Here is a 21,815-nt window from a genome sequence, read left to right on the forward strand (position 1 = left end):
TACGAAAAGTGATAATCTGATATTAACAGTAATTGATATAGCAAAACAGTGAAGTTTTTAAAATAGCTTAGGTATATAACTGAAGAATATTCTAAGGGGTATTGTGACACCACGTTAAAGTGGTGTCACATTCAGTATTACAGGACTGTTACTTCAGCAGCTTGTAAACCTTTTTTACCCTTTTCAACAAGGTAAGACACTTTTTGGCCTTCCGCTAGCGTCTTGAAGCCAGTTGAAACAATAGAATTGAAATGAACGAAAACGTCATCACCACCATTGTCTTGAGAAAGAAAACCAAAGCCTTTAGTCTCGTTGAACCATTTTACTGAACCAGTTGATTTATTAGACATAGATACCTCTATATTGATATTGAATTTTTAGGATTAATTTTAGCTAATAAGTGCTATTTGACGATTTAGAGATAAATATTTTGTCGCAGGAACGTAAACGAGGGTATCGATGATGAACTGAGAGAAATGTCGATCTTAAAACTAAATAGCTCTCTTCTTAGGAGCTGATGTGCAGTATACCGATAGAATTGAGAATAGCTAGCCTTTTCTTTTTTATTTTTCCTAGGGCTCTATTGGCTAGTGTAGGCGGACAACCATCCGCCTCTCTCTTACAACGCAAACTCTACAAGAGTTGTCATGCCGTGTATCGGTACCACATTGTCTAGGTTTTCACATTTTACTATCAAGAAACAATAGAGTGTGACAGCTGAAGAGATGAGAAAACTTCTATCTATTTTATTTTATCCGTGTATAGTGAGCCTCGTTTTTTATCTTGAAACATCCCTTGGTTAGTCTGAATCTCTTTTAGGTTTCATTTTGAGTGTGTAGTAAAACTGAGCACTTAGTGACATGTTTTTATTATCATAAGATAATCTCAATGCATATCATTGCGCGAGCCATCTTTAGAAGATAAAAAATCGCACATTGGAATTTTAAAAAGCAGTATATTCCTCATATAACCAATGAAGCATAAACTATTGATTAACGCTTTCCGTTAATTAAATGACCACTTCTCAAGATAACAAGTCAAGCATTCAAGATTATCTTAAATGCTTGGGTTTAAATATTGATAAGTATTTATTATTAAACTGAGTAAAAATCACAAGTAATAATAAATATGCATCACATGACTTTCAAAAGGTAAATCATGAAGAACAAAAGAGTTAAATTGCCTAAAAAAAATAAAAAAGGTGCATATGAAGCAAAATTTGAAGAGATGGTAAAAGAGTATCATAGCGCCCAAGCGGTTTTAGGCGAAATGTCCGTAGGCTCTGAAGAATACACTGAACAAAAAATTCTCTGTGACAAGCTATTTGCTCATGCTGAGCGCTTTTTTAAGCAGAATCAATAACCAAATTTATTAATATGCCTAATGATGGTGGTGTGTAAGTTTTATTCCTCTTCACATCATTCTCATCACTCACCTTTGATAAAAATGACTTGTCTCTAGAGCAATTTCCCAGACGGCTGCAACATCAAGTCGCAAGGGATATGTTAAGTCCGATGAACCCTTACACATCAACGGCGCTTCACTTTTTGGTGAAACGCCTTACCTCTTATTGTTAAATCAACGATTTTTTAGGTAAAAGTCCATCTCTTCTGCTGGAACCATTCCCCCGCCAGTCGCCCAAACAAGATGCGTGGCATTCCCCATCACGGTATCATCAAACTGCATTCGAGCTCGATATTCAACACTCTTTGTGACCACGATAGGACCAATCATACCGGCTAATGCAGAAGGCTCGAGCTGGATATTCTCCGCTTCATTCAATTGCCCAAGCAGTCGGTACATACGCTCATCACTGATGGTTAAATAGCCATCCAGCAGCCTTTCCATTGCTCGACCGACAAAACCAGAAGCTCTCCCCACCGCTAAACCATCAGCTGCAGTAATGTTATCAATCCCGATATCTTGAACACTGATTGCGTCATGCAAGCCAGTATGAACACCAAGCATCATGCATGGAGAATGAGTCGGCTCAGCAAAAATACAATGAACATTGTCCCCAAAAGCCATTTTCAGACCGAAAGCAACCCCTCCCGGCCCACCACCAACGCCGCAGGGTAGGTAAACAAATAAAGGGTGCTGCGCGTCGACAACAATACCTTTTTTATCGAACTGTTTCTTGAGGCGTTCACCTGCAACCGAATACCCCAGAAATAGAGTTTGCGAATTTTCATCATCAATGAAAAAGCACGTCGGATCATTTTCAGCTTCTTTGCGCCCCTGAGCGACTGCAACACCATAATCTTGGGCGTACTCAATCACATTGACCCCAAGAGCACGGAGTCTGTTTTTCTTCCACGCTCTTGCATCGGCTGACATATGCACAGAAACCGAGAAACCTAACTTAGCACTCATAATCCCAATCGACATCCCCAGATTTCCGGTCGAACCCACTGCAATACTGAACCGTTTAAAGAAATCACGAAATTCTTCGTTTAAGAGTTTGCTGTAGTCATCTGACTCCGTCAGCAATCCGGCTTCTATCGCGAGTTTTTCTGCGTGAGTCAACACTTCATAGATCCCGCCTCGCGCTTTTATAGAGCCAGAAATGGGTAAGTGACTGTCTTTTTTGAGGAGTAATCGACCTTGTATTGGGGTGTCATATTCACGCTCAAGCACACTTTGCATCTCTGAAATGGGAACGACCTCTGACTCAATAATTCCGTTTGTTTTCGCGGTTTCTGGAAACGCTTTTGCAAGATAAGGAGAGAATCGTTTTAAGCGTTGACTGGCATCTTGAATATCCTCAGAACCAAGTCCAACGTAGCTTAACCCTTCCTCAAGGCGAGTAATGGATGGGTTAAACCAAGATACTTCTTTAAGCTCGATGAGCTCTTTGACTAGCGGATATTGCTCGGTAAGTTGCTCTATGTTGATCGTCATCATAAAACCTTGGTGTTTATTTATGCACTGAGCATTTCATAGAAGATTAGACATCCTGACAAGTGAAGAATAATCACTTTCACATGAACCAGATTAAAACAAAATCGTGAAATTCATAGACTCTTGGGGAAACACAGGACAATAGGTGTATTTTATTCACAACATTGGGCTAATATGACAGAACCTTGATACCTCAGTCAGAGCCTAACTATGTACACTAAGGATAATATCTTTGCCAAACACAGCCGAATAAATAGTTTTCAGCTTTCAAAGTTGCATACTTTTGAAGTAGCCGCTAGGCATAATTCCTTTTCTTTGGCTGCGGATGAACTCTCACTCACACCGAGTGCGATATCGCATAGAATAAATAAACTTGAGGAAGAAATCGGAATTAAATTATTTGAACGAACACATAGAAAGGTAGAATTAACTGAAGAGGGACAACGTATATATCACTCTTTACAAAAAACATTGAATAATCTAAATCAAGAAATTATCGATATAAAAAATGGTGAAACCTCAGGCTTACTGACTATTTATTCAAGACCTTCTTTTGCACAATGTTGGTTAGTTCCTCGTATTCACGCATTTAAAGAGCTCTATCCATCCATTGATCTGAAATTGCTAACAGGAAATGAAAATATCAGTTTCCAAGGTTCTGGAATTGATGTCGCCATCTATTTTGATGACCATATGCCAGATAAGCTATCTTGCAAAGAAATATTCTCAGAAACGATCATTCCAGTTTGCACCCCTGAGTATGCCCAAAAATATTCGCTCACTAGCTCAATGGATAACCTATATAACGCCACATTACTCCATGACAATCAGGCATGGGACTATAATTCAGATGCAGATGAGTGGAAAACATGGGCCAATGCCAATCAGTTGGAAAACTTAGAAAATATATCCCGTATCGGCTTCGACCGATCAGACTTAGCAGTAATAGCGGCTATCAATAATGCAGGCATCGCAATGGGCCGATTCAGTTTAGTCAAATCGCGACTATCGTCGGGTGAGCTGATGACACCCTACCCCAATACTGAGGTGATTTGTAAGCAAAGATACTATGTCGCGACTCTGCCGAATAAGCATAATCAGAAAGTAAAACTTTTCATTGATTGGTTGGAATCACAGGTAAAAAAAGCAGTGTAAATTCATTTTGTAATCACTTTATTTCCATGGATGCATGGGTATCTTGAATTTGGAATCTATCATTCATCCTAGACAATCAACGACAGGCTTGCGCCTCTCAATACAGTTCTGTATAAAACAAATATGCAACAGATTGCACATATATTGTATTTGAATTCTCAATGAACTGCGGTGGTTGCAGTTGCTGTGCTTGAGTTAAGTGTAAATGCGTTGCCGCCCCTTAACCTCACGTTAGGACTATAGGGACTAATGTTTATGTCTGGAAAGGACTGCATCACATCACCAAAGAGGAATCAGAGATGAAGATGAAACACATGAAACCATACACGACGATGAAAACTGTGCTCAGCACCTTAGCCATCGCGCTCGCTTTCGGGCCTTTGCACAACGCACAAGCTTGCACCCGCATCTTATACGAGACGGGGAATCAATCCTATATCAGCGGACGGTCCATGGATTGGGCGGATCCTTCCGCAGCGACGGCGCTGTGGGTCTTTCCCAAAGGGATGAAACGCGATGGAACCGTTGGTGACAATCCAATCAAGTGGAGCGCGAAGTACGGCTCAATTATTGTCTCCTTCTATGATGCAGGAACCGCTGATGGAATGAATGAGAAAGGACTCGTTGCCAACATGCTGTATCTGAAGGAGGCTAAATGGGGAGATGCAACCAAGGCAGGAAAGCCTACACTGACCGCTGGTGCTTGGGCACAGTATTTTCTCGATAACTACGCAACCGTAGAAGAGGCCGTTACGGCAATGGCCAATCCTCCATTTACCATCATTGCGCCTTCACTGCCAAACGGAGACGCAGCAGCCTTACACCTATCGATTTCTGACGTGAACGGCGACTCTGCGATTTTTGAATACATTGATGGCAAGCTCGTGATTCATCATAGTTCGCAGTACAAGGTAATGACCAACTCACCGACGTTCGACCAGCAGCTAGCACTCAATACCTATTGGCAGCAGATAGGCGGAAGCAAATTTCTTCCAGGCACAATCAATGCCGCAGATCGCTTTGTCCGCGCCTCTTATGCTCTCAGTGCCTCACCTAAATACCGAAACAACGACCTTGCACTTGCATCTGTTTTTTCGCAAATTCGTGCGGTTAGCGTCCCTCTCGGCATTACTGATCCCGACCGCCCTAACCTCGCAATGACACTGTGGCGTACATTTGCAGATCATACAGCGAAGATTTATTACTTTGAGTCTGCAGTTTTCCCCGCCGTTTCTTGGCTAGACATGAGTAAGGTTGATCTGACGGAAGGCGCAGCCCCAAAAGTCGTTAGAGTGGAACGGGGCCAGCCTCTCGCAGGCGAGCTTTCAGCTGCACTTAAGCCAGCAGAGCCCTTCAAGTGGCTCGGGGCAGAATGATCAGGATATTGCGGTGACTAATACGATATGCAACTCATTAACTCGGTGCAAAAGTAGCCGTTGAACAAATCGCTGCAGCGGACGGCTCTTAAAAGCCGCCGCTGAACGCAGGGGTTATGTTTAGTCATAATAAATGTCATGGCCAATTACCTGTTTTGTAACGTGATTTTAGCATGAGGCTACAGAATTGAGCGATGGTAAACAGCCAGATTATAAGTGATTGGTTTAGTTCGCTCGATTTACGCCACAAGCTGATGCCAACTGAGTCCACCATATAAAATCGAACATCCTCCTTAATCAGTTATTCAACGATTCTAGTCATTCGCTATCCAGCACTAAGTGCTTAGAAAACTTGTCTATTACTCTGCTCGATCACATACCCCTGACATCTCGTTTATTTAACAAACTTGCAGTATTCACGTTGTGGCATACAATTTATTTTTGCAACCAAATGCATACTAACAAAGGGCGCGTATTCTTACCTCTGGTTACGATCAAACTTTAAAGGAGCGACTTTATGGTCCATCAACACGACTGCCAAGGCTGTGCACAGTGTGCATGTCACAACCCGTATTGGGAAAGTTTTGAGAAGCATGGCGGTATTAAACACTTTTTGAATCACCTACAAGCTACACTTCCAAGACCAAGAAATCTTGAGAGTTTACTATCAACAACAACCGCAATTTATACAGGGGGTTGCATTCGTCCGATGATTGGAGGGCAGTCTGATGTAGTTGAGGCAGTAGGTTTTGCCAAAGGTAAGGTGGTTGCTGTAGGAACACTGGCGGCAGTGAAACAACACACGATAGAAAACGGTTTTTCAGTTTACGAGTTAGTGACTTTAGAACATGATCAAACCTTATTACCTGGACTAATTGAACCACATGTCCACATTGTTCCTACCGCAATGACAATGAGCTGGTTGGATTTAAGTCCATTTAATGGCCAATGCTTAAAACCCCATTATTCAATCAGCTCAATTTGCGAAACGTTAAAAAATGCTAAAAAACCGATAAATGGCGGTTGGCTATTAGGTATAGGCGTTGATCCTGCATTAATGCCTTTTGATGACAGTGAGGGTACGCCTCAATTATCACAACTCAACATTGATATTTTAGATAAGGCAATGAAAGGGACTGACAAAGAAGAGACTGCTATCTTTTTAATTTCAGCTTCATTACATACCGCCTATATCAATAGTAAAGCTCTCGATAATATTAAGAATAACAATAAAATTTCAGATGCTGCTATTGAAGAAATAAAAAAACAAGGCGCCTTGCAAGAAATGACACAAATGGGATGGGGTATACATGCCATTCCCGAGTTACAAAAACTTGAAGTTATTATGCACCTCGAAAATAACATTCGTTCTATTTTTACTACAGCCAATCAGCGTGGTGTAACAACTATGTTTGATGCTGGTATGAAATCGGACATGGCATCAATGCTAGAAACATACCGGCTCTATAATCCACATAATATTCGCGTTGGTTATGCGAGTGTCTTTGAGAATGCTGAACAGGTACATGATGATTTAAATACTTATCAACCTTTACAAGAATCCAGCTTGGATAAGGTATTTCAAGCGGCTGTAAAATTAGTAGCTGATGGCTCTAACCAAGGATTAACAGGTTTTCAGGCAGACGAATACGCATGTAAACCCACAAACAACTTTGGCATTTTCAATTTTAGTTATGACGATGCATTACATACAAATCCCAACAATCCTAGCTTCCAATCAACCGTAAATGCGGTAGTTGAAAAGGGTTGGCCACTGTTAATACATGCTAACGGTGATCAAGCCGTAAACTATACAATTGATGTTTATGCCAAAGCTTTAGGAAAACAAAATGGCCTTAATAAGCGCCATCGCATAGAACACTGCTCGTTACTCAGTGATCAAGATGCAAATCGGATGATAGATTTGGGGCTGTCACCCAGTTTTTTGATCGGTCATGTGGGCTATTGGGGATATGCTTTTAAAAATGTTATTTTTAAAGAAAAATCTAGATACTTAGATCGCTGCAAAACGATGCTTGAACTCGGTGCGCGTATTACTTTACATAGCGACTTATCTGTTACTCCATTGGGGCCACTCAGAATGATGGAGCAAGCCGTTACTCGTGTTATGGAGAAATCATCAGATGATGAAGTACTAAATCCAGATGAGACAATTACAAGAGAACAGGCTTTAAGAGCAATTACTTATGATGCTGCATGGCAGTGTCACGTAGACCAATGGATTGGCAGTCTGGAGCCAGGCAAACTCGCAGACTTCGTAATATTAGCGAAAGATCCTATAACTTGTAAAAGTACACGAATTAGAGACATTCCCGTATTGCAAACTTGGGTTGCAGGTAAGTTGAGATATCAGCACGGTTAGTAATTCCTATTTGAAAAGATTGAGTACGACTACTCAATTTATTTTGCAGCTGCTCACAAGAGAGGCCGTGTGAGCACGCTGTACTATTCCATTCACACTCGTCGCCATCCATTCTTGATGTATTTCCAATTTTAGTTGACCACTATAAGCAACCAATAAGACCCATAAAACAAAGCGCCCCTTTCGGAGCGCTCTGTGGAGAGATTTTCGGTTACTGCCAATCGAGGATAACTTTGCCGGAAGCCCCGCTGCGCATGATGTCGAAGCCTTTTTGGAAGTCATCCACTTTGAAGTGGTGAGTGATAATTGGGCTGATATCAAGACCCGATTGGATCAGGCTCGCCATCTTATACCAAGTTTCAAACATATTGCGCACCATTCATTTTTGTTTTTTAATATCAATGCATTAACGGCAAGGCCACCATCATTGGGGCTAAAATGGGGCTATAAGTTTAAACCCTTGTATTTCTACTGCCTAAAAACTGATTAATCCCATCGATAGTATATTAAATCAGTAAGTTACAATCTCTTCTCTACTCTACAGGTTCTAAACTTTCGCCATTTTTTAATACGATCTCTTCCCCTAAGTAGCTCGCAAAATCTGTCAGTTCGATGCCACTGAGTTTGTTGCCTTTATACGCAAACTGACCTTCATGACAAATTTCATCGGGCGAACCACAAGTGACCCTAATCCTGTAAATAGGGTGACGGCTTTCTACAATACTAAGCCCTCTTGCCGTGGGTTCTGGAAACCAAAGCATACACCCAATAACCTGAGCGTCATCTGGAGTATGCGAAGACTCCAACTTGAACAATAACGTTCCCAATATCACCAGCGCTAAGCTGGTAGATACAAGCAAGAGCAAAACCCATTTGATAAAATTTTTCACATTAAACACCCTAGCCTACTCGCGGAATTTTGTCAGACTACCGAGTTTCAAAGGGATCCTATCTTACGATAACCTTATGAACCAAAGGTATTTATTCATGAGATGAGCATTTAGATCATCATAGGCTAAATACTACCTTACAAGCCCAGCACTCAGAAATAATCATACTGCATAACGAGTGAATTCATTTTGGGGTTCACCTGAACTCCATTTTGCGTAATTGACCGCTTGCGGGCTCGCACTTTCAGCGACAGCCTTAAGCTTTCAGTAGTGATCGGGTTACGCTTACCATATTGCGATTGATTAAACTTGCGGATCTTCACCATCATCGCTTTCATTGCTTCACCGTCTTTCAGGCGATACGCCGTGTAGTAGGCGTTCATCAAGCTTTGGCGGCGCTTAACAATAAAGGTTTCATAGTTCTTAATCGCATTGTTCTCATCATACTGAAGGTTCGCACGGCCAATCGCAAAACCAGACGCTTGGCCAAGCAGCTCAAAGGCCGTTAGATCACTTACAATCTCGTCGCCGTTCTTCGTCGTCACGCCACCTTCATTGATGTATCGAGCGGTTTTAAGCACGTCTTTAATCGCTTTCGGCGGGATACGCTCGATACCGCGAGCAAATTGGTCGTTAGAAATATCGGCCAAGCCTTGCGCCCATGAAACACCAATACCCCCTAATACCGGTCCTAACGCTTGCTTCATGTATTCCACATACGCGGTGGAGGCATCCACATCACGGTTAATGCTGCGCACCCACAAATCATTGAGTGAGATACGGCCAGAAATACTTGGTAAAGCGCCATGCCAGATTAAAGCTGCGTTCTCTTTACCAAACGCTTCGGCCAGCATACGTTTTAATTCAGTTTCCGCATCAAACGGATCGTCGTCATCCCCCACAATCTCTTGCGCCGCTTCAATCGCCGTGGTGATCGCCCACAATGGCAACGCACCAGTACCACCAATAAAGAAGGTCGAGGCCAACGTTCCTAAAAGCTGTTTACGTGCCATCGATTTGACTTCGGGCGTCTCCCCTTTTAGCGCTTTGGCTAGGTTCGCCCACAAGTAATAAGTCATGTTCTGGCTGTACTGTTTAAACTGTAGGGCGACTGCCGCCATATCGCTTTGCATAAAGCGCGCACGGTTAATCGATGAGTAGTCAAAATGGCTATCCCACGTATCTTTAATCGCATCCGCGATCGCCTTTTCATGGTCGCCATGTTTCTTCATAGCAAGACGGTAGGCCGCAATATAGGTCACTTCGCGGTTAAACACTTCGGCATGGTGGAAAGCCCAACCAATGATGTTCATCGCTTTGTTCCAAGTCCCTGAATACTTCGCGTTGGGGTTCTCTGCCAAACCAGCTAAGTCTGCCGCTTGCGTAACATCAATCACGCCCTGCGCAACCGCACGGCGCATCGCCTCTTTCTCGCCACCGGTGAGCACACTCCCCAATATCCCCTGACCTTTCGGGCGATTTCGGGTAAATGCCGCTTTCAGGTATTGCGCCGTCGCTTGGCTCATCATTTTGGAAGACTCCGCCATACCATAGCGGGAACCCAAAATAGGCAGGGCGACTTGAAGGTTTTGGGTTAAGTTCACTAGCGCTGCGGCAGGCGTTAAACCCAACATCCACACAAAGCCCAAACTGGTCAGCTTTTGCGCCCAACCAGCGCGGGAAGGATTGCGCACCCATTCATGGCGCTTGTTCAGCTCTTCCACTACACGGTCGGCTTCCACATTGTTCGGCAGCTCATGCACGTACTTCTGAATGCTATCGAGGTGGTTATCCAGAATATCCATATGGTCGAGTCTGGCTTGCTGGCGCGATTGTCTAAAGCCTTGGTCAGCCAGTGCTCGCACCGCATCTTGGCTAAAACCGGCCACGCCTTTGCGGTGAATGAAGTTACGGCGCATCGAGCGAGCGGGCAAAGTGCGCAAATACATCTGGTAAATCTCATCACTCAGCGACTCTTTCGCCGGTGTGTGCATGTTCGCTTGCTCTACCAATTGCAACACATCGGCTACAAACGGCAGCGACGCCTTCTGCACCGCATTAAATTGCGCTTTCATACCAGAATTGAGAGAAAAGCCCGCCTTACGCAGTTTCTCGGCGGCCAGTTCCATTTCGCCTTTGGTTTCAAACATAATAAATTGGCGTTCGCCGTTTTCATCGGCAAAGTCAATCCAATAATCACCGTGGCGTGACAGTGGGAAGTACAACCCTTTGGCGGCGCGCTCGTGACGCTGGCGCAACTCGGCCAGCATCGCTTTGCGGATCTTGGCATCAAACACCGCTCGTACAATGTTCTCTTCCAACGCTTTATTCATTCGCTCAGATTGAGCACGATAGTGATCGCGCATCTGGCGATAACGGCGCTTCTGCTCAGCGTTGAGGCGGGCAAATTTGGGGCGTAACTCCACATGGCGCTTGCGACGATTTGGCTCTTGTTTCAAAAGCACTCGCTCTTCTTGAAGGGTTTTCCAAGCCTTATAGCCACGTTCACTGTTTAAGCCGCCCTCTTCTTTCAAAATCCGCTCTTGCTTAGCAATACTCTCTTTCAGCTCTTCCTCGCGGGATTGGAACGCCTCAGACGGATCCACATCCGCCAAGGTCGCCTCATGCGCAAAAGCAAAGAGTTCATCCGCCTCTTTCGGGTTCGCCTTAGCCCAATCGCTAAGGTCTTCGGCCATCTTGGCCGCCTCTTCGGCCAACATGTTCTGTGTCACCACCATAGAGTTAATTTCATCTTGGTAGGCGTCAATCATCTTGCCCAAAGGCTTATCAATAACGGTGGAGACTTCCCCCATCTGGCGCAGCGTCAACATCGCGTATTTGTTGCGGCCAAGCGCATCGAGCGATTGCCCAATCACTGGCGCACCATACAGCGCCTGTTTGATTTTACTCACCAAAGCGTTTTGCTTTTGACCCAGCGCCTCATCGGCGCTCATCTGGTTTGATGTAGAGGCCGTATACGCTGGCACGCCCTGCGATCTTGAGCGAGAGAAAAACAGCGCATTATTCTCAGGTCTTGTCACCTTATCTTTTGGCGGCGGCGCTTTTAGCTGCTCCTTTGCTTTGAACACCAAGGTGAGTAATTCATTATTGTTAAACTCTGGGGAGTAAATAAAACCAAATAACGAACGCAGCATAGCGCGTACTTTCGCCAATAAACGTTGAATTGGGGTCGCAAACTTTTGCTGCTCAGCAAGATGCGCCACCAGCTCCTGTACCAGAATTTCCTCGGCATCCGCCTTAGTGAGCGTCTGCGCGGAATTTAAGTAAGGTGCTAAATCCACACCATTTTTCTCTGCAAGCCGTTGAATCCCCTTGATGCCGCCTAACCTTAAGGCTAGGGTATTCATATCCGGTTGCGCCTTGCCTTCTTTGAGCAATCGCGCCAAACCAACGTGACCAGCCACTTCGTGGAAAATCGTTTCTTCTACCTCTGAGGCATAATTATGTTTTTCAGCGACCAACCAGACTTTGTGCTCTTTGGTGTCATAAAGCCCGAACACTTCGCCTTGGGCATCATTCTTGGCTATGGCAGTTTTTACATAATCAGAAAGATCCGCCTCCGTATCCACCGTCTCAAAGCGGAGCGTGAAGTCTTTGAGGCCGAGCTTGCCGAGCGCCGTGCGAGTCACCGCATCAATGGTGCTCCGTTTCACAGTGATACCACCGGCTATCTTTCCGGTTTTCACCCCGGTACGCCCTGCATTCGTACTGGTACGACTAAACAAGACGACGCCATCACTCGCCGCTGAATCCCCCGACGGCTCATCCACCGGCGAGCCTATCTCGCGTTTGGCCTCTTCAATTTGGCGCGCTTCATGGCGCGCTTTAGCCTCAGCTAAAAACGCATACTCCGCTTTAGGCGTTTGAGTCGGTTGCGGTATCACCTCAGACAGTACCGGCGCTTCCCCCACTTTTGAGTTGTGTGAAAGAAGAAGATGCACATAATCCCCGTTAGCATCGAGCGCGGGCATGACTGAATCGTATTGCCAGCCGGGATAAGGAATGCGCACACCCACTGTCTGGTAACGCTGGCCGTTATGCTCAACCGTTTCAGGGCGGATAGAGTTCGGATCAAAGGTAGAGCGCTTCACCTTGCGCAGCGTTTCACGGTCAACAAACTTGTTGGGCGTTTCACTGCGGCGTAGCTCTTCTTTGATATCGGCCATCGAGGCTTCTACCGACAACCACAGGTTGCGGCTTTTCGCCTCATCCAGCTCTTGTTTAAGCGCGGTGATATCCATCTTGGCAATCTGGCGCGAATCCTTGAGCGTACTTTGCAAGCTTTGCAGCTTTCTCTCGAAGCGCTCTTGCTCGCCATTTAACGCCGTGGCAATCGCATTAAGGTGCAGCGCATTCATCAGCTTAGGCGACTGCACAATCGAACTGCTTTGCATCCCTCGCGCCATATAGTCGATGGTCTTACCCTTGCCATCCACCAAGCGCACGTCAATCAGAGGCGTTTTCGTTCCCTCGTGGGTGAAATAATCCACGTCCATCACCAAGCCCACTTGCTTACCCAGCTTGATTTCCCCTTGCCAACGCCGAGATTGCTCGACCGCCGCAATCGCGGGCTGAATAATGGCCTTATTCAGCTCGATAGAATAATCATCATCCAGTTCATGGATCATTGGGCGCTTAGGCTTTTGCGGTTTCTTCAAGCCACGCTCTTTGCGGGTTTTCGCATCCAGCTCAGAGTAAATCGCCATCGCCGCATCGTATTCATTATCCGCCGCTAAATAATCGGCTTGTGCATCACGGTACAGCTCTGTGAACGCTTGTGCATCAAACTCAGTGATATCAGCCTGACGCAGCGTTTCAAGGCGCAATTCAATCGCGGCTTTCTCATCGTCAAAACGCTCAACAAAACGCTTGGCCGCGCCAATCGAGCTGGCTTGCGCCGTGTAAGAGCTGTCTAAATCCAAAAGCTTAGCGTCCGATTCCAGTTTCAAACGGTAAATAGGGTTGCCGGTTGACGCGGCTTTAAACTCCGCGTAGCTATCCGCATCCGAATTGCTGTTTTCAACAAACTGATCTAACTCGCCGTTACGGAACTGCTCAATCGCGCCCGCTTTACGCTCTAGGATTTGCCACATCACTGGGTCACTCGAACCTTGAGTGGTATAAGCAATCAACTCAACCTCAAAGCCTTCCGGTTTACCCGCGTTCGCGGCACGTTGGTAAAACTCATTGCCCTGACGCACAATTCGCCCTTCGCGCTGCTCCATATCAGACGGACGCCAAGGCGCATCCATATGATGCAAGGCCACCAAACGATTTTGCACGTTGGTTCCCGCGCCCATCTTCATCGATGAGCCAATCAATACCCGTACCTCACCACGGCGAACGCGATCAAACAGCGCCTCTTTTTTCAACGTGGTGTTGTAGTCGTGGATAAACGCAATCTCATCGTCGGGAATGCCCTTTTCCATCAGCGAGGCTTTCAGGTCATCGTACACACTAAAGCCAGTATCCGCCGTCATGGTAGAGGCGGTCAGTTCGCGGATCTGCTCTTCCAGCTTCTCGTACTGGTCAGCATCAATCTCGCCGGTTTCCGCTTGAGCGTTCACCTTATCAACCAACTCTTTTAGCGTTTGCGAGTAAGGCATTTCCCCCTCGTAGATTTCCAAACGACTGGAAATAAACGCTGCCGCTTTGCCCTTACCTAAGACCGTTTCCGCCAAGCTTTTCAGGTCTGATTTCACCGTTGCAATCGCGTACTTCGCGGGCGTCCCCATATCGGAGAACACCAGTTGTGTACCTTTATCGTCCTGCCACTGGTCGTAAATCGATTTGATCCGCTCGGCGGCGCGAGCCACTTTCCCTGTTGGGTCACGCTGTGCGGTAGGGTCCACCAAGCGCACATCGAGCGAGGCCTTTTTCGCATCGGTCAGTACCCACAGTGGGTTATCAATCTTAGCGTAAGCTGTCCGCTCCTCTTTGGTTTTGAGCTGGTTAAACGCCTCCATACGGGCAATCAGATAGTCGTTGTACTCGCGCTGCGCTTCGGTCGCCGGTGCGATGTTAAGCTGACGTTTACCGCCTTTGATATTAGGGATAGGGAATCGGGTCGCTTTATTCTCGCCCGTCGCCTTGTTCTTGGCCTCCACATCCTGACGGAAGATGTTCACCATATCTTTTTGGGTGATCACATCGGCAAACTGACGATACAGGGTCGAAAGTTGCTGCATGTTATTGAGTCCCTTCAACACACTGCGCTCTTTCACCGTGCCGGTTGGCGTGTATTCCAAGGTGATTTCGGTATTGAAGAACGAGCCGGCGAACGCATCATAGAAAGACATTTTCAGCTCTTTCAGCGTGTCGTGGCCAAGGTAATACATCATGGTGTACACCTCGACCAAGCTGTTAGAAATCGGCGTACCGGTCATAAAGGTCACGCCACCGTTCTCTAAGCCCTGAATGCTGCGGGTTTTGATGAGCAAATCGAGCGCCTTTTCAGAGCCTTTCGGATCGTTCATCCCCACCACACGGTCAGTGCGTGTCGCGTAAGTCAGGTTTTTAAACTCGTGCGCCTCATCGACCACCAAGTAATCCACGCCCAAATCCCCAAAGGTAAACCCGATTTGGTCAGCGTTCTTACTCAGCGCTTCCTCTTTCTCTTTGATTTTGTCTTTTAGACGGGAAATCGAGTCCTCAATCTGTTTGACCGTCGCCCCACGCTGCCCAGACTGCTTAGCTTCGGCTTTCGCCTCTTCGAGTGCGCTGCGCAACTCGTCAATTTTCTCGTTAATCACCGTTCGGAAATGCTCAATATCATTGGGCATGGCGCGCAAATGGCTATGCCCCATTAGCACCACATCGTAATCGCCGGTCGCAATGCGTGAGAAAAACTGCTTACGCTTCTTGGCCGTAAAGGCTTTATCATCCGCGACCAGCACCTTAGCCGACGGGTAGAGCTTCAAAATATCTTTATGGAAGGAGCCAAGAATATGGTTCGGAACCACCGCCATCGGCTTTTTGCTTAGGCCAAGACGCTTACGCTCCATCATGCCGGTAATGGCCGTAAAGGTTTTACCCGCCCCCACGGTATGATCGAGTAACGTATTTTTACTCTGGATCATGCGAAGCGCGCCATCGAGCTGGGTTTTACGCATATCGACCGCAGGGTTCATCCCGACGGTTTGCAGGTACAAACGCCCGTTGTATTTACGGTTAACGTGAGTATTAATCCGCTCGTTAAAGTTATCGGCGATTTGCTTAGCAATCTGCGCATCACTTTTCGCCCACGTCACAAACGTCGAAGCGAGCTTGTTGGCCAGCGCGTTAACTTCCTTGGTCGCTTTCTCGTTTTTGGTGCGCTCTTTGCCATTGGTGTCGTAAATCACCAGCGATTTACCATTGGCCGCAGAGTTCAATAAATCCGCCAGTGTGGCACGGTCATGCTTAAACTGTGAGCCTAATGCACTCAGTGAGCCGCCCGCCTCGCCCAACACTGAAATAGCACCGATATGACGGTTAACATTCACAGTCGCCTTATAACCTAGCGCTTCGGCAAAGCGTTCAAACACATCAGAGTCAATCCACGTTGCACGGATAGAGGGCTTCACCTGCTCTGGCGTTTTGTCTTCGGGAAGCACGGCTTCCAAAAGCTTCACGTTAGTGTCTAGCCCTGCACTCTTCGCCGCTTGGTACTTCGCCTTCACATTGCCCGATAAGTAATCGTCGATGAACTCATACTTTTGCGTTTCAGGGTTCATCAACAAATACGGCTTTTCACCTTCGGTCAGCTTCGCCAGCACCTCATCATAGCCAAGACCGAGCAAACCGCTCACGTACTCGATATCGACCTTACCGCGTTCACGCATCGAGTAGTTCACCGCATCCGACACATTACTGGCTGATTCAGGGCGCTTGTAAGGGAAGAGCAAACGTTTTGAGAAGAGATCACTCTTAGTGACTTCGCCGCTGTCACTGACGTTATCTAAGCCCGCTTCAATCCCTGTATCGCCATCGAGAAGATTCAAGCTCTCAGTCAGCGTCGCGGGCTTACTGTTTTTGCCTTTGGTCGCAAACGCCTGAGCAAATTCATCGTATTGCACGTTCAGGCGCTGACGCAGACGCTCGATATCCCCCGCACCGGTTTTCTCGGCGCGCAGCAGTGCCAGTGCGCTATTGCGAATGGTCAGCATCGCTTTCAGTTTGCGAAACTTATTAGGACCAAGGCGCGTGTTATCAATGGCGTCATCAAGCGCGTTCAAAGCTTGGTTTTGGGATTGCTGTCCGGTGAGGTAAGCCAGCACCGCCTTGACCGCGCTCTCTTTGAGTTTTGAGCTGGTAAAATCACTTTTGATTTTGCCTTTATTCAGAAACTCATTGTCCGCGAACTGTTGTAGGCGCGCTTTATCGCCCTGCTCGACAAAATGGCGCACTCGACTCATCAACAAGCCATCATCACTCCAAATCGAATCGGGCGTCACTTCATACACCTGAGCACCCTTCGTCGGGTGATCGTCGCCACGGCGCATCACCTTGCCGTCGGCGTTCACCATCATGCCGCCTATCGCAAGGTCGGATTCCGCCAACATCACCTCACCGGCAATCGCATCTTTGGTTTCAGGGGTTAACGCTAAATCTTGCCCTTGTGCGAGTGAGGCAAGCGCTTTGCTGATTGACTGCTCAAGGTTCGCGTGTTGTGGCACAGGGTTCACCGTCGATTCGCTTTCATCCCCACGGTACATCTTGCCTTGCGCGACTTCGCCCAGAATGTATTGCGGGTTTTGCGCAAACCACTGGTTAACACGAAAACCGTTCACCTCGCCGTCTACGTCCGTCCAAACCGTATTCTTGGCCGTCTCCCCCTGCTTAAGCTTGCGAAACACCACGATATCCGTAGTCACTTCCGTACCGCCATTGCTCTTAAACGCCGTATTCGGCAGGCGCACCGCGCCGACAAAATCCAGCTCTTGGCTCAGTTGTTTGTGGTTTTTGTTCAGCGTATCGAGGAAGCGGTTTGTCACCACCATCATCATCAAGCCGTTCTCATGCAAAAGCTTGGCTGATTTAGCGATGAAATAGTTATGGATCGCCATGCCTGAAATATCAGGGTTCTTGTTGTCACGGATAGACTGACTGCCAAAAGGCGGGTTGCCAATCGCCAAAGAAAAAACGCCGTTTTTAAACGGCGTTTCTTGGAATCCTTTAACCTGAACATCGGCTTCGGGGTAGATAAGTTTGGCAATATTGCCGGTCACAGGATCGAGTTCAGAGGCAAACCAGCGCGATTGATCGCGCATGTCGGACGGTTGCCAACCAATAAAGTTACCTGAACCCAGCGATGGCTCGACCACATTCATCGGGCTGTTGCCAAGTCCCAACGCTTTCACGCCACTCCACATACCTTTCACCAAGGCCTCTGAGGTGTAGAAGGCGTTACGGGTACTCATCCGAACGTTGTTGTATTCCTCTTCGGTCAGCAGCGTTTTTAGCTCTTGGTGCGCGGCTTGCTGTGCTTTGGAAGTGTTCGTGTTATCAAACACAGAAGCGAGGCCGCCCCATCCCACATACTGTGCCAGTACCTTTTTCTGCTCAAGCGTCGCGGGCATTCCTGACTGAGTGAGATCCTTCATTAAGCGAATCGCCGCGATATTCGCGGCGATCCTTTGTGTAGCAGTTCCATTGGCGAGGTTATCCACCTCATCGAGCGCTAGGCGTTCAATAGCGTCTCTCGATACGCTTCGCTCTGTGCTGTCAGGTAATGTACGCCTAGACTCATTAGCTCGTCTTCCCGCGCTCGCGTCTTCTTCGCTAACGCTTGAGCGATTGGCGTCAGTTCCTCGTTGCTCATTTTCTTGTACTTCGGATTGCGGCGAAGATCTTTCATCAAGTCTTGCTGTATTTGAGGTTTCGTTGCCATGGTCGATATCTCCTTTTGATTGTAGTGGTACTTCTTGGCCAGAATGAATTGAAGGTTCAGATAAGGCAGATAACCTTTCGGTATAGCTCTCTTTTTGCTCACGCTCGAAATCCGCAAGGGACTTATCGCCTAGCGCTTCTTGTAGCGCCTTTGCGGTAAAACCTTTATCTCGATAAGCTTCGCGTACGCCTTTAAGCTTGGGTTTGGCTCCACCATTGTTATCAATGACCTCGCGGATCACCGCTTTTGCTTGTCGAATGATATCGGGCTCGTCCAAGTTTCCTTCGGACTGTGTACTGGCCTCCTTTTTAAGTGCGGCGGCGTTCATCATCGCGGCAGTTTTACCCACAAACTTATTCGCCAAATTACGCACACTGTGTGCCATCTGCTTTTTAATAACCGGTAATGAGCTGGTTTGCCCGTCCAGCTCTAATACCGAACCTTGTGGCGAGGCATCAACTAACGCATTAATTCGTTTGATTGTCTGAGTGATTTCGTTCTCAGCAAAGGTACGCGCCTCAGTGTCGCTAACAAACTCTTTAAACAGCGCTTCGGCATTCTTACGACGCTCGATATTCTCAGGCAGATTCGCCTCATAGTCAGCACGGCGACGGGCGGCTTCTTCATAGGCGGCGAGGCGCTTCTCATGGTTTTGAAATTCCGCTAAAACCGCATCGGTATCAAAGCCTTTAGCACGACTTAAGCGCTTGCGTAAACGCTTCGACATTCTTGACGTTTTTCCCGCAATCCCCGCAAAATCACGGATAGGCTTCTTGCCTTGTTCGCGCATTTTCATCGAGTTCGGGCGTTCCACAAAGCTCGATACCGGCTGACCTAAACGCTCACGGCGCGCATCGAGATCGGCTTGGCGCTCAGAAGCTTGTGCCTGTCCTTTCTGGTTGGCCAAGTCACGCATAAAAGCGCGTGTCGTGCGCTCACCCGATTCAGGATGCACACCAAACCATGCAGGGTTCTCTTCTGGTGAATCGGGGCGGCTGTCTCTTTCGCGCTGTGCGGCGGCCAATTGCGCGGCGTTCTTACTCTCCTGCGCCTTAGCTTCAATCGCCGCTTGCGCCGTATCACGGTCAAAACGGGCAGACTTAAACTGCGCTAAGCCATCATCCTGATCGCCGGTTATTTTCGCTTTCTCAGGTTGTGGGTAGCGGCGGGCGTATTCCAGTTCCACCATGCGCTCTAGAAGCTCAGGCTTATTGCGGTCTTCCTTGAGTAACTGAGGCTCCATTTCTGCGCGAATCGCTGCTTTGCGTGAGTTTACCGTATCATCGAGCTGGTACTCATTCTGCTTGCGCTCGATACGCTGGTGCGGTTTTTCACGCTTGGCCATATCCAAACGGTTTTGGTTTTGGCGGTGTTCAATTTGGGTTAACGTCGGGTCGATATCGAGATCACGCCCTTTTTGCGCAAGAGACTCGTACTCTCGTTCTAGCTGTGCGGTCAACTCTGGATTTTGGTCAGCCTCTTCACTTTTCAGGAATTGCTCAATCTCCGCAGCCAGCGTGGGGTCTACGGCGCGAGCCATATCAATCGTTTCTTGGTAAGCGTTGCGCTCTGGCAACACACCACGCTCAGTCAGTGCTTGGCGACTTTGCGCAAAGCGAGAGCGGATTGCCGCATCCCTGCCATTATCCGCTTGTCTTTGCTGCGCACCTTGCAGCAACTCATCGTATTGCCCTTGTGGGTTCAGCACCGGCTCATCGGCATTCATCGCCGCCGTTTGCGCGGGCGCATCACCATTGTTAGGCATCGCTTGCGCTTCATCTGCGGCTTGCTCTGCGATCTCTTGCTCTTGAGTATCGCTAACATTCTGCGGGTTCGTTTGCGCGGGCGTATTCTCAGTCGGTTGCCCTTTAGCTCGATACCCGCCGACAGCGCCAAGAGGACCACCGAGCGCACCACCGATCACCGCACCTTCCAAGCCATCCACCAAAGCACCGGTCGTAGGGTCAATCTCTTGTCCCGTCACCTCATTGGTTACTTGGTTTCGGGCATAAGTCTGACCATAGCCTTCAATAAACTCCGTACCACCTTCGGTGATCGCGCCTTTCGCTGCACCGGCAACCATACCCTTTTTACCCATCTTGCCGAGTAAAGCGTCAAACAAATACTTATCACCCATCGCACCAGCGACAGAGGCCGCCACGGCGGTCGGGTCGGTAGACATTTGCAAGCTGGCATAACTGGCCGTCTCTTCTTTAGCGAGATCGAATAACTCCGTTGCGCTCATCTCCTGATATTGCGGATCATCCGCAAGGCGGAGCAAGGATTGCTGAAAATACTTCGAGTTATCCGCAAGCCATGAGCTATCCATCTGCATTACCGCGTCACGCGCATCCATGCTTGCGCCACCGAGCGACGTCCCTACACCCGTTGCACCCGCGCCGGTAGCCGCCATTCGAGAGATCGCTTTATCAGCCACGGCTTGCGCCGCCTTTTCTGTCATGCCCTTTTTCAGCATCGATTTAGTAATGGTTGAGCGCAGTGCCACTTTTGCACCCGCACCGGCAAAACCACCACCGGCAAAGTTGGCCGCCAGCGAACCTAGCCCGTCAGCGATTTTCATCGCCCACACATCGATATCCGCCGCACCTTCGGCAAACGTCGGATTGCCGTTTTCGTTTTCTTCAAAGATACGAGAGTTCAGGGCGTCACGGCCATCTTGAGTCATACTCTCTTGCAGAGAATCCGAGCCAGACGACATCAAATCTCGAAAGCCCTCACCTACACCAAGGAAGTTCTCCGAGAGTTCACCAAGGCCAGCCAGTGAACGCAGAGCGCCACTACCGACGGCTTTAGCGGTATCTCCTAACGTCACATCGTAGTTACGTTGCGGCGCTTTAGGGGCTTCAAACTGAAAGCCTTTCGGTAAAAAGGCAGACTGACTCATATCCGTAGAGGCATTAATGGTCGATTTTAGTGAGAGTTCATCGCCCAATAACTTCTTGTCTTGCATGTGCGGCTCCAAATTTCAGGCATAAAAAAACCGCCACCCCGAAGGGCAGCGGCTTAATTAATAGACTGGTGTTAGTGTGGGAAACGCTACCACAATTTCGGATATACAGCTACTGAACGTACAGAAAGCAAGCCGCCTTATTGACATATGCTTCTGATTTATAATGTTTTTAATTGAATCCCAGAAGCATAGTAAAGAAATAAAAAGGCATCAGAATGCTCAATATTCGTTGTGTTACTGCCAACTC

General features: G+C 47.5%; 8 protein-coding genes and 1 pseudogene. 4 read left to right on the forward strand and 5 right to left on the reverse strand.

What is annotated here, in order from left to right; all coding sequences use genetic code 11:
• Window positions 1-137: 137 nt before the first annotated feature.
• The gene (locus tag F0316_RS15595; protein ID WP_000066811.1) at window positions 138-350 is read right to left on the reverse strand and encodes a cold-shock protein; all 213 of its coding nucleotides are present in this window, start codon (window positions 348-350) and stop codon (window positions 138-140) included.
• Window positions 351-1,158: 808 nt separating this feature from the next.
• Here F0316_RS15595 and F0316_RS15600 point away from each other — a divergent pair.
• Window positions 1,159-1,362, forward strand: a complete 204-nt coding sequence (locus F0316_RS15600) for a hypothetical protein (RefSeq protein WP_000792246.1) — start codon at window positions 1,159-1,161, stop codon at window positions 1,360-1,362.
• 216 nt (window positions 1,363-1,578) lie between these two features.
• On the opposite strand, the gene F0316_RS15605 is transcribed toward F0316_RS15600, so the two are convergent.
• Window positions 1,579-2,904, reverse strand: coding sequence for a D-serine ammonia-lyase (locus F0316_RS15605; RefSeq protein WP_149560675.1), 1,326 nt, complete (start codon window positions 2,902-2,904; stop codon window positions 1,579-1,581).
• Between the two features lie 207 nt (window positions 2,905-3,111).
• Between F0316_RS15605 and dsdC the strand changes: the two genes are divergently transcribed.
• From dsdC to F0316_RS15620, 3 genes are all read left to right on the forward strand, one after another.
• Entirely contained in the window at window positions 3,112-4,056 is a 945-nt protein-coding gene (dsdC, locus tag F0316_RS15610) for a DNA-binding transcriptional regulator DsdC (RefSeq protein ID WP_001886719.1), read from the forward strand.
• A 299-nt stretch (window positions 4,057-4,355) separates the two neighbouring features.
• Window positions 4,356-5,432, forward strand: a complete 1,077-nt coding sequence (locus F0316_RS15615) for a linear amide C-N hydrolase (RefSeq protein WP_123162101.1) — start codon at window positions 4,356-4,358, stop codon at window positions 5,430-5,432.
• A gap of 517 nt (window positions 5,433-5,949) precedes the next feature.
• Complete coding sequence (locus tag F0316_RS15620; protein ID WP_149560676.1) at window positions 5,950-7,815, forward strand: amidohydrolase; 1,866 nt, start codon at window positions 5,950-5,952, stop codon at window positions 7,813-7,815.
• 211 nt (window positions 7,816-8,026) lie between these two features.
• On the opposite strand, the pseudogene F0316_RS15625 reads toward F0316_RS15620, so the two are convergent.
• The 3 genes and pseudogenes from F0316_RS15625 to F0316_RS15635 all read right to left on the reverse strand — a co-directional run.
• A pseudogene (locus F0316_RS15625) lies at window positions 8,027-8,188 on the reverse strand (L-threonine 3-dehydrogenase); the annotation flags it as partial.
• Between the two features lie 160 nt (window positions 8,189-8,348).
• Window positions 8,349-8,576: a hypothetical protein gene (locus F0316_RS15630; protein ID WP_002022671.1), complete on the reverse strand. Its 228-nt coding sequence runs from the start codon at window positions 8,574-8,576 to the stop codon at window positions 8,349-8,351.
• Between the two features lie 281 nt (window positions 8,577-8,857).
• Window positions 8,858-21,568, reverse strand: a complete 12,711-nt coding sequence (locus F0316_RS15635; RefSeq protein ID WP_149560677.1) for a PLxRFG domain-containing protein — start codon at window positions 21,566-21,568, stop codon at window positions 8,858-8,860.
• Window positions 21,569-21,815: the final 247 nt, after the last annotated feature.

Origin of the sequence: Vibrio cholerae, from assembly GCF_008369605.1 — a bacterium.
Lineage (GTDB): Bacteria > Pseudomonadota > Gammaproteobacteria > Enterobacterales > Vibrionaceae > Vibrio > Vibrio cholerae.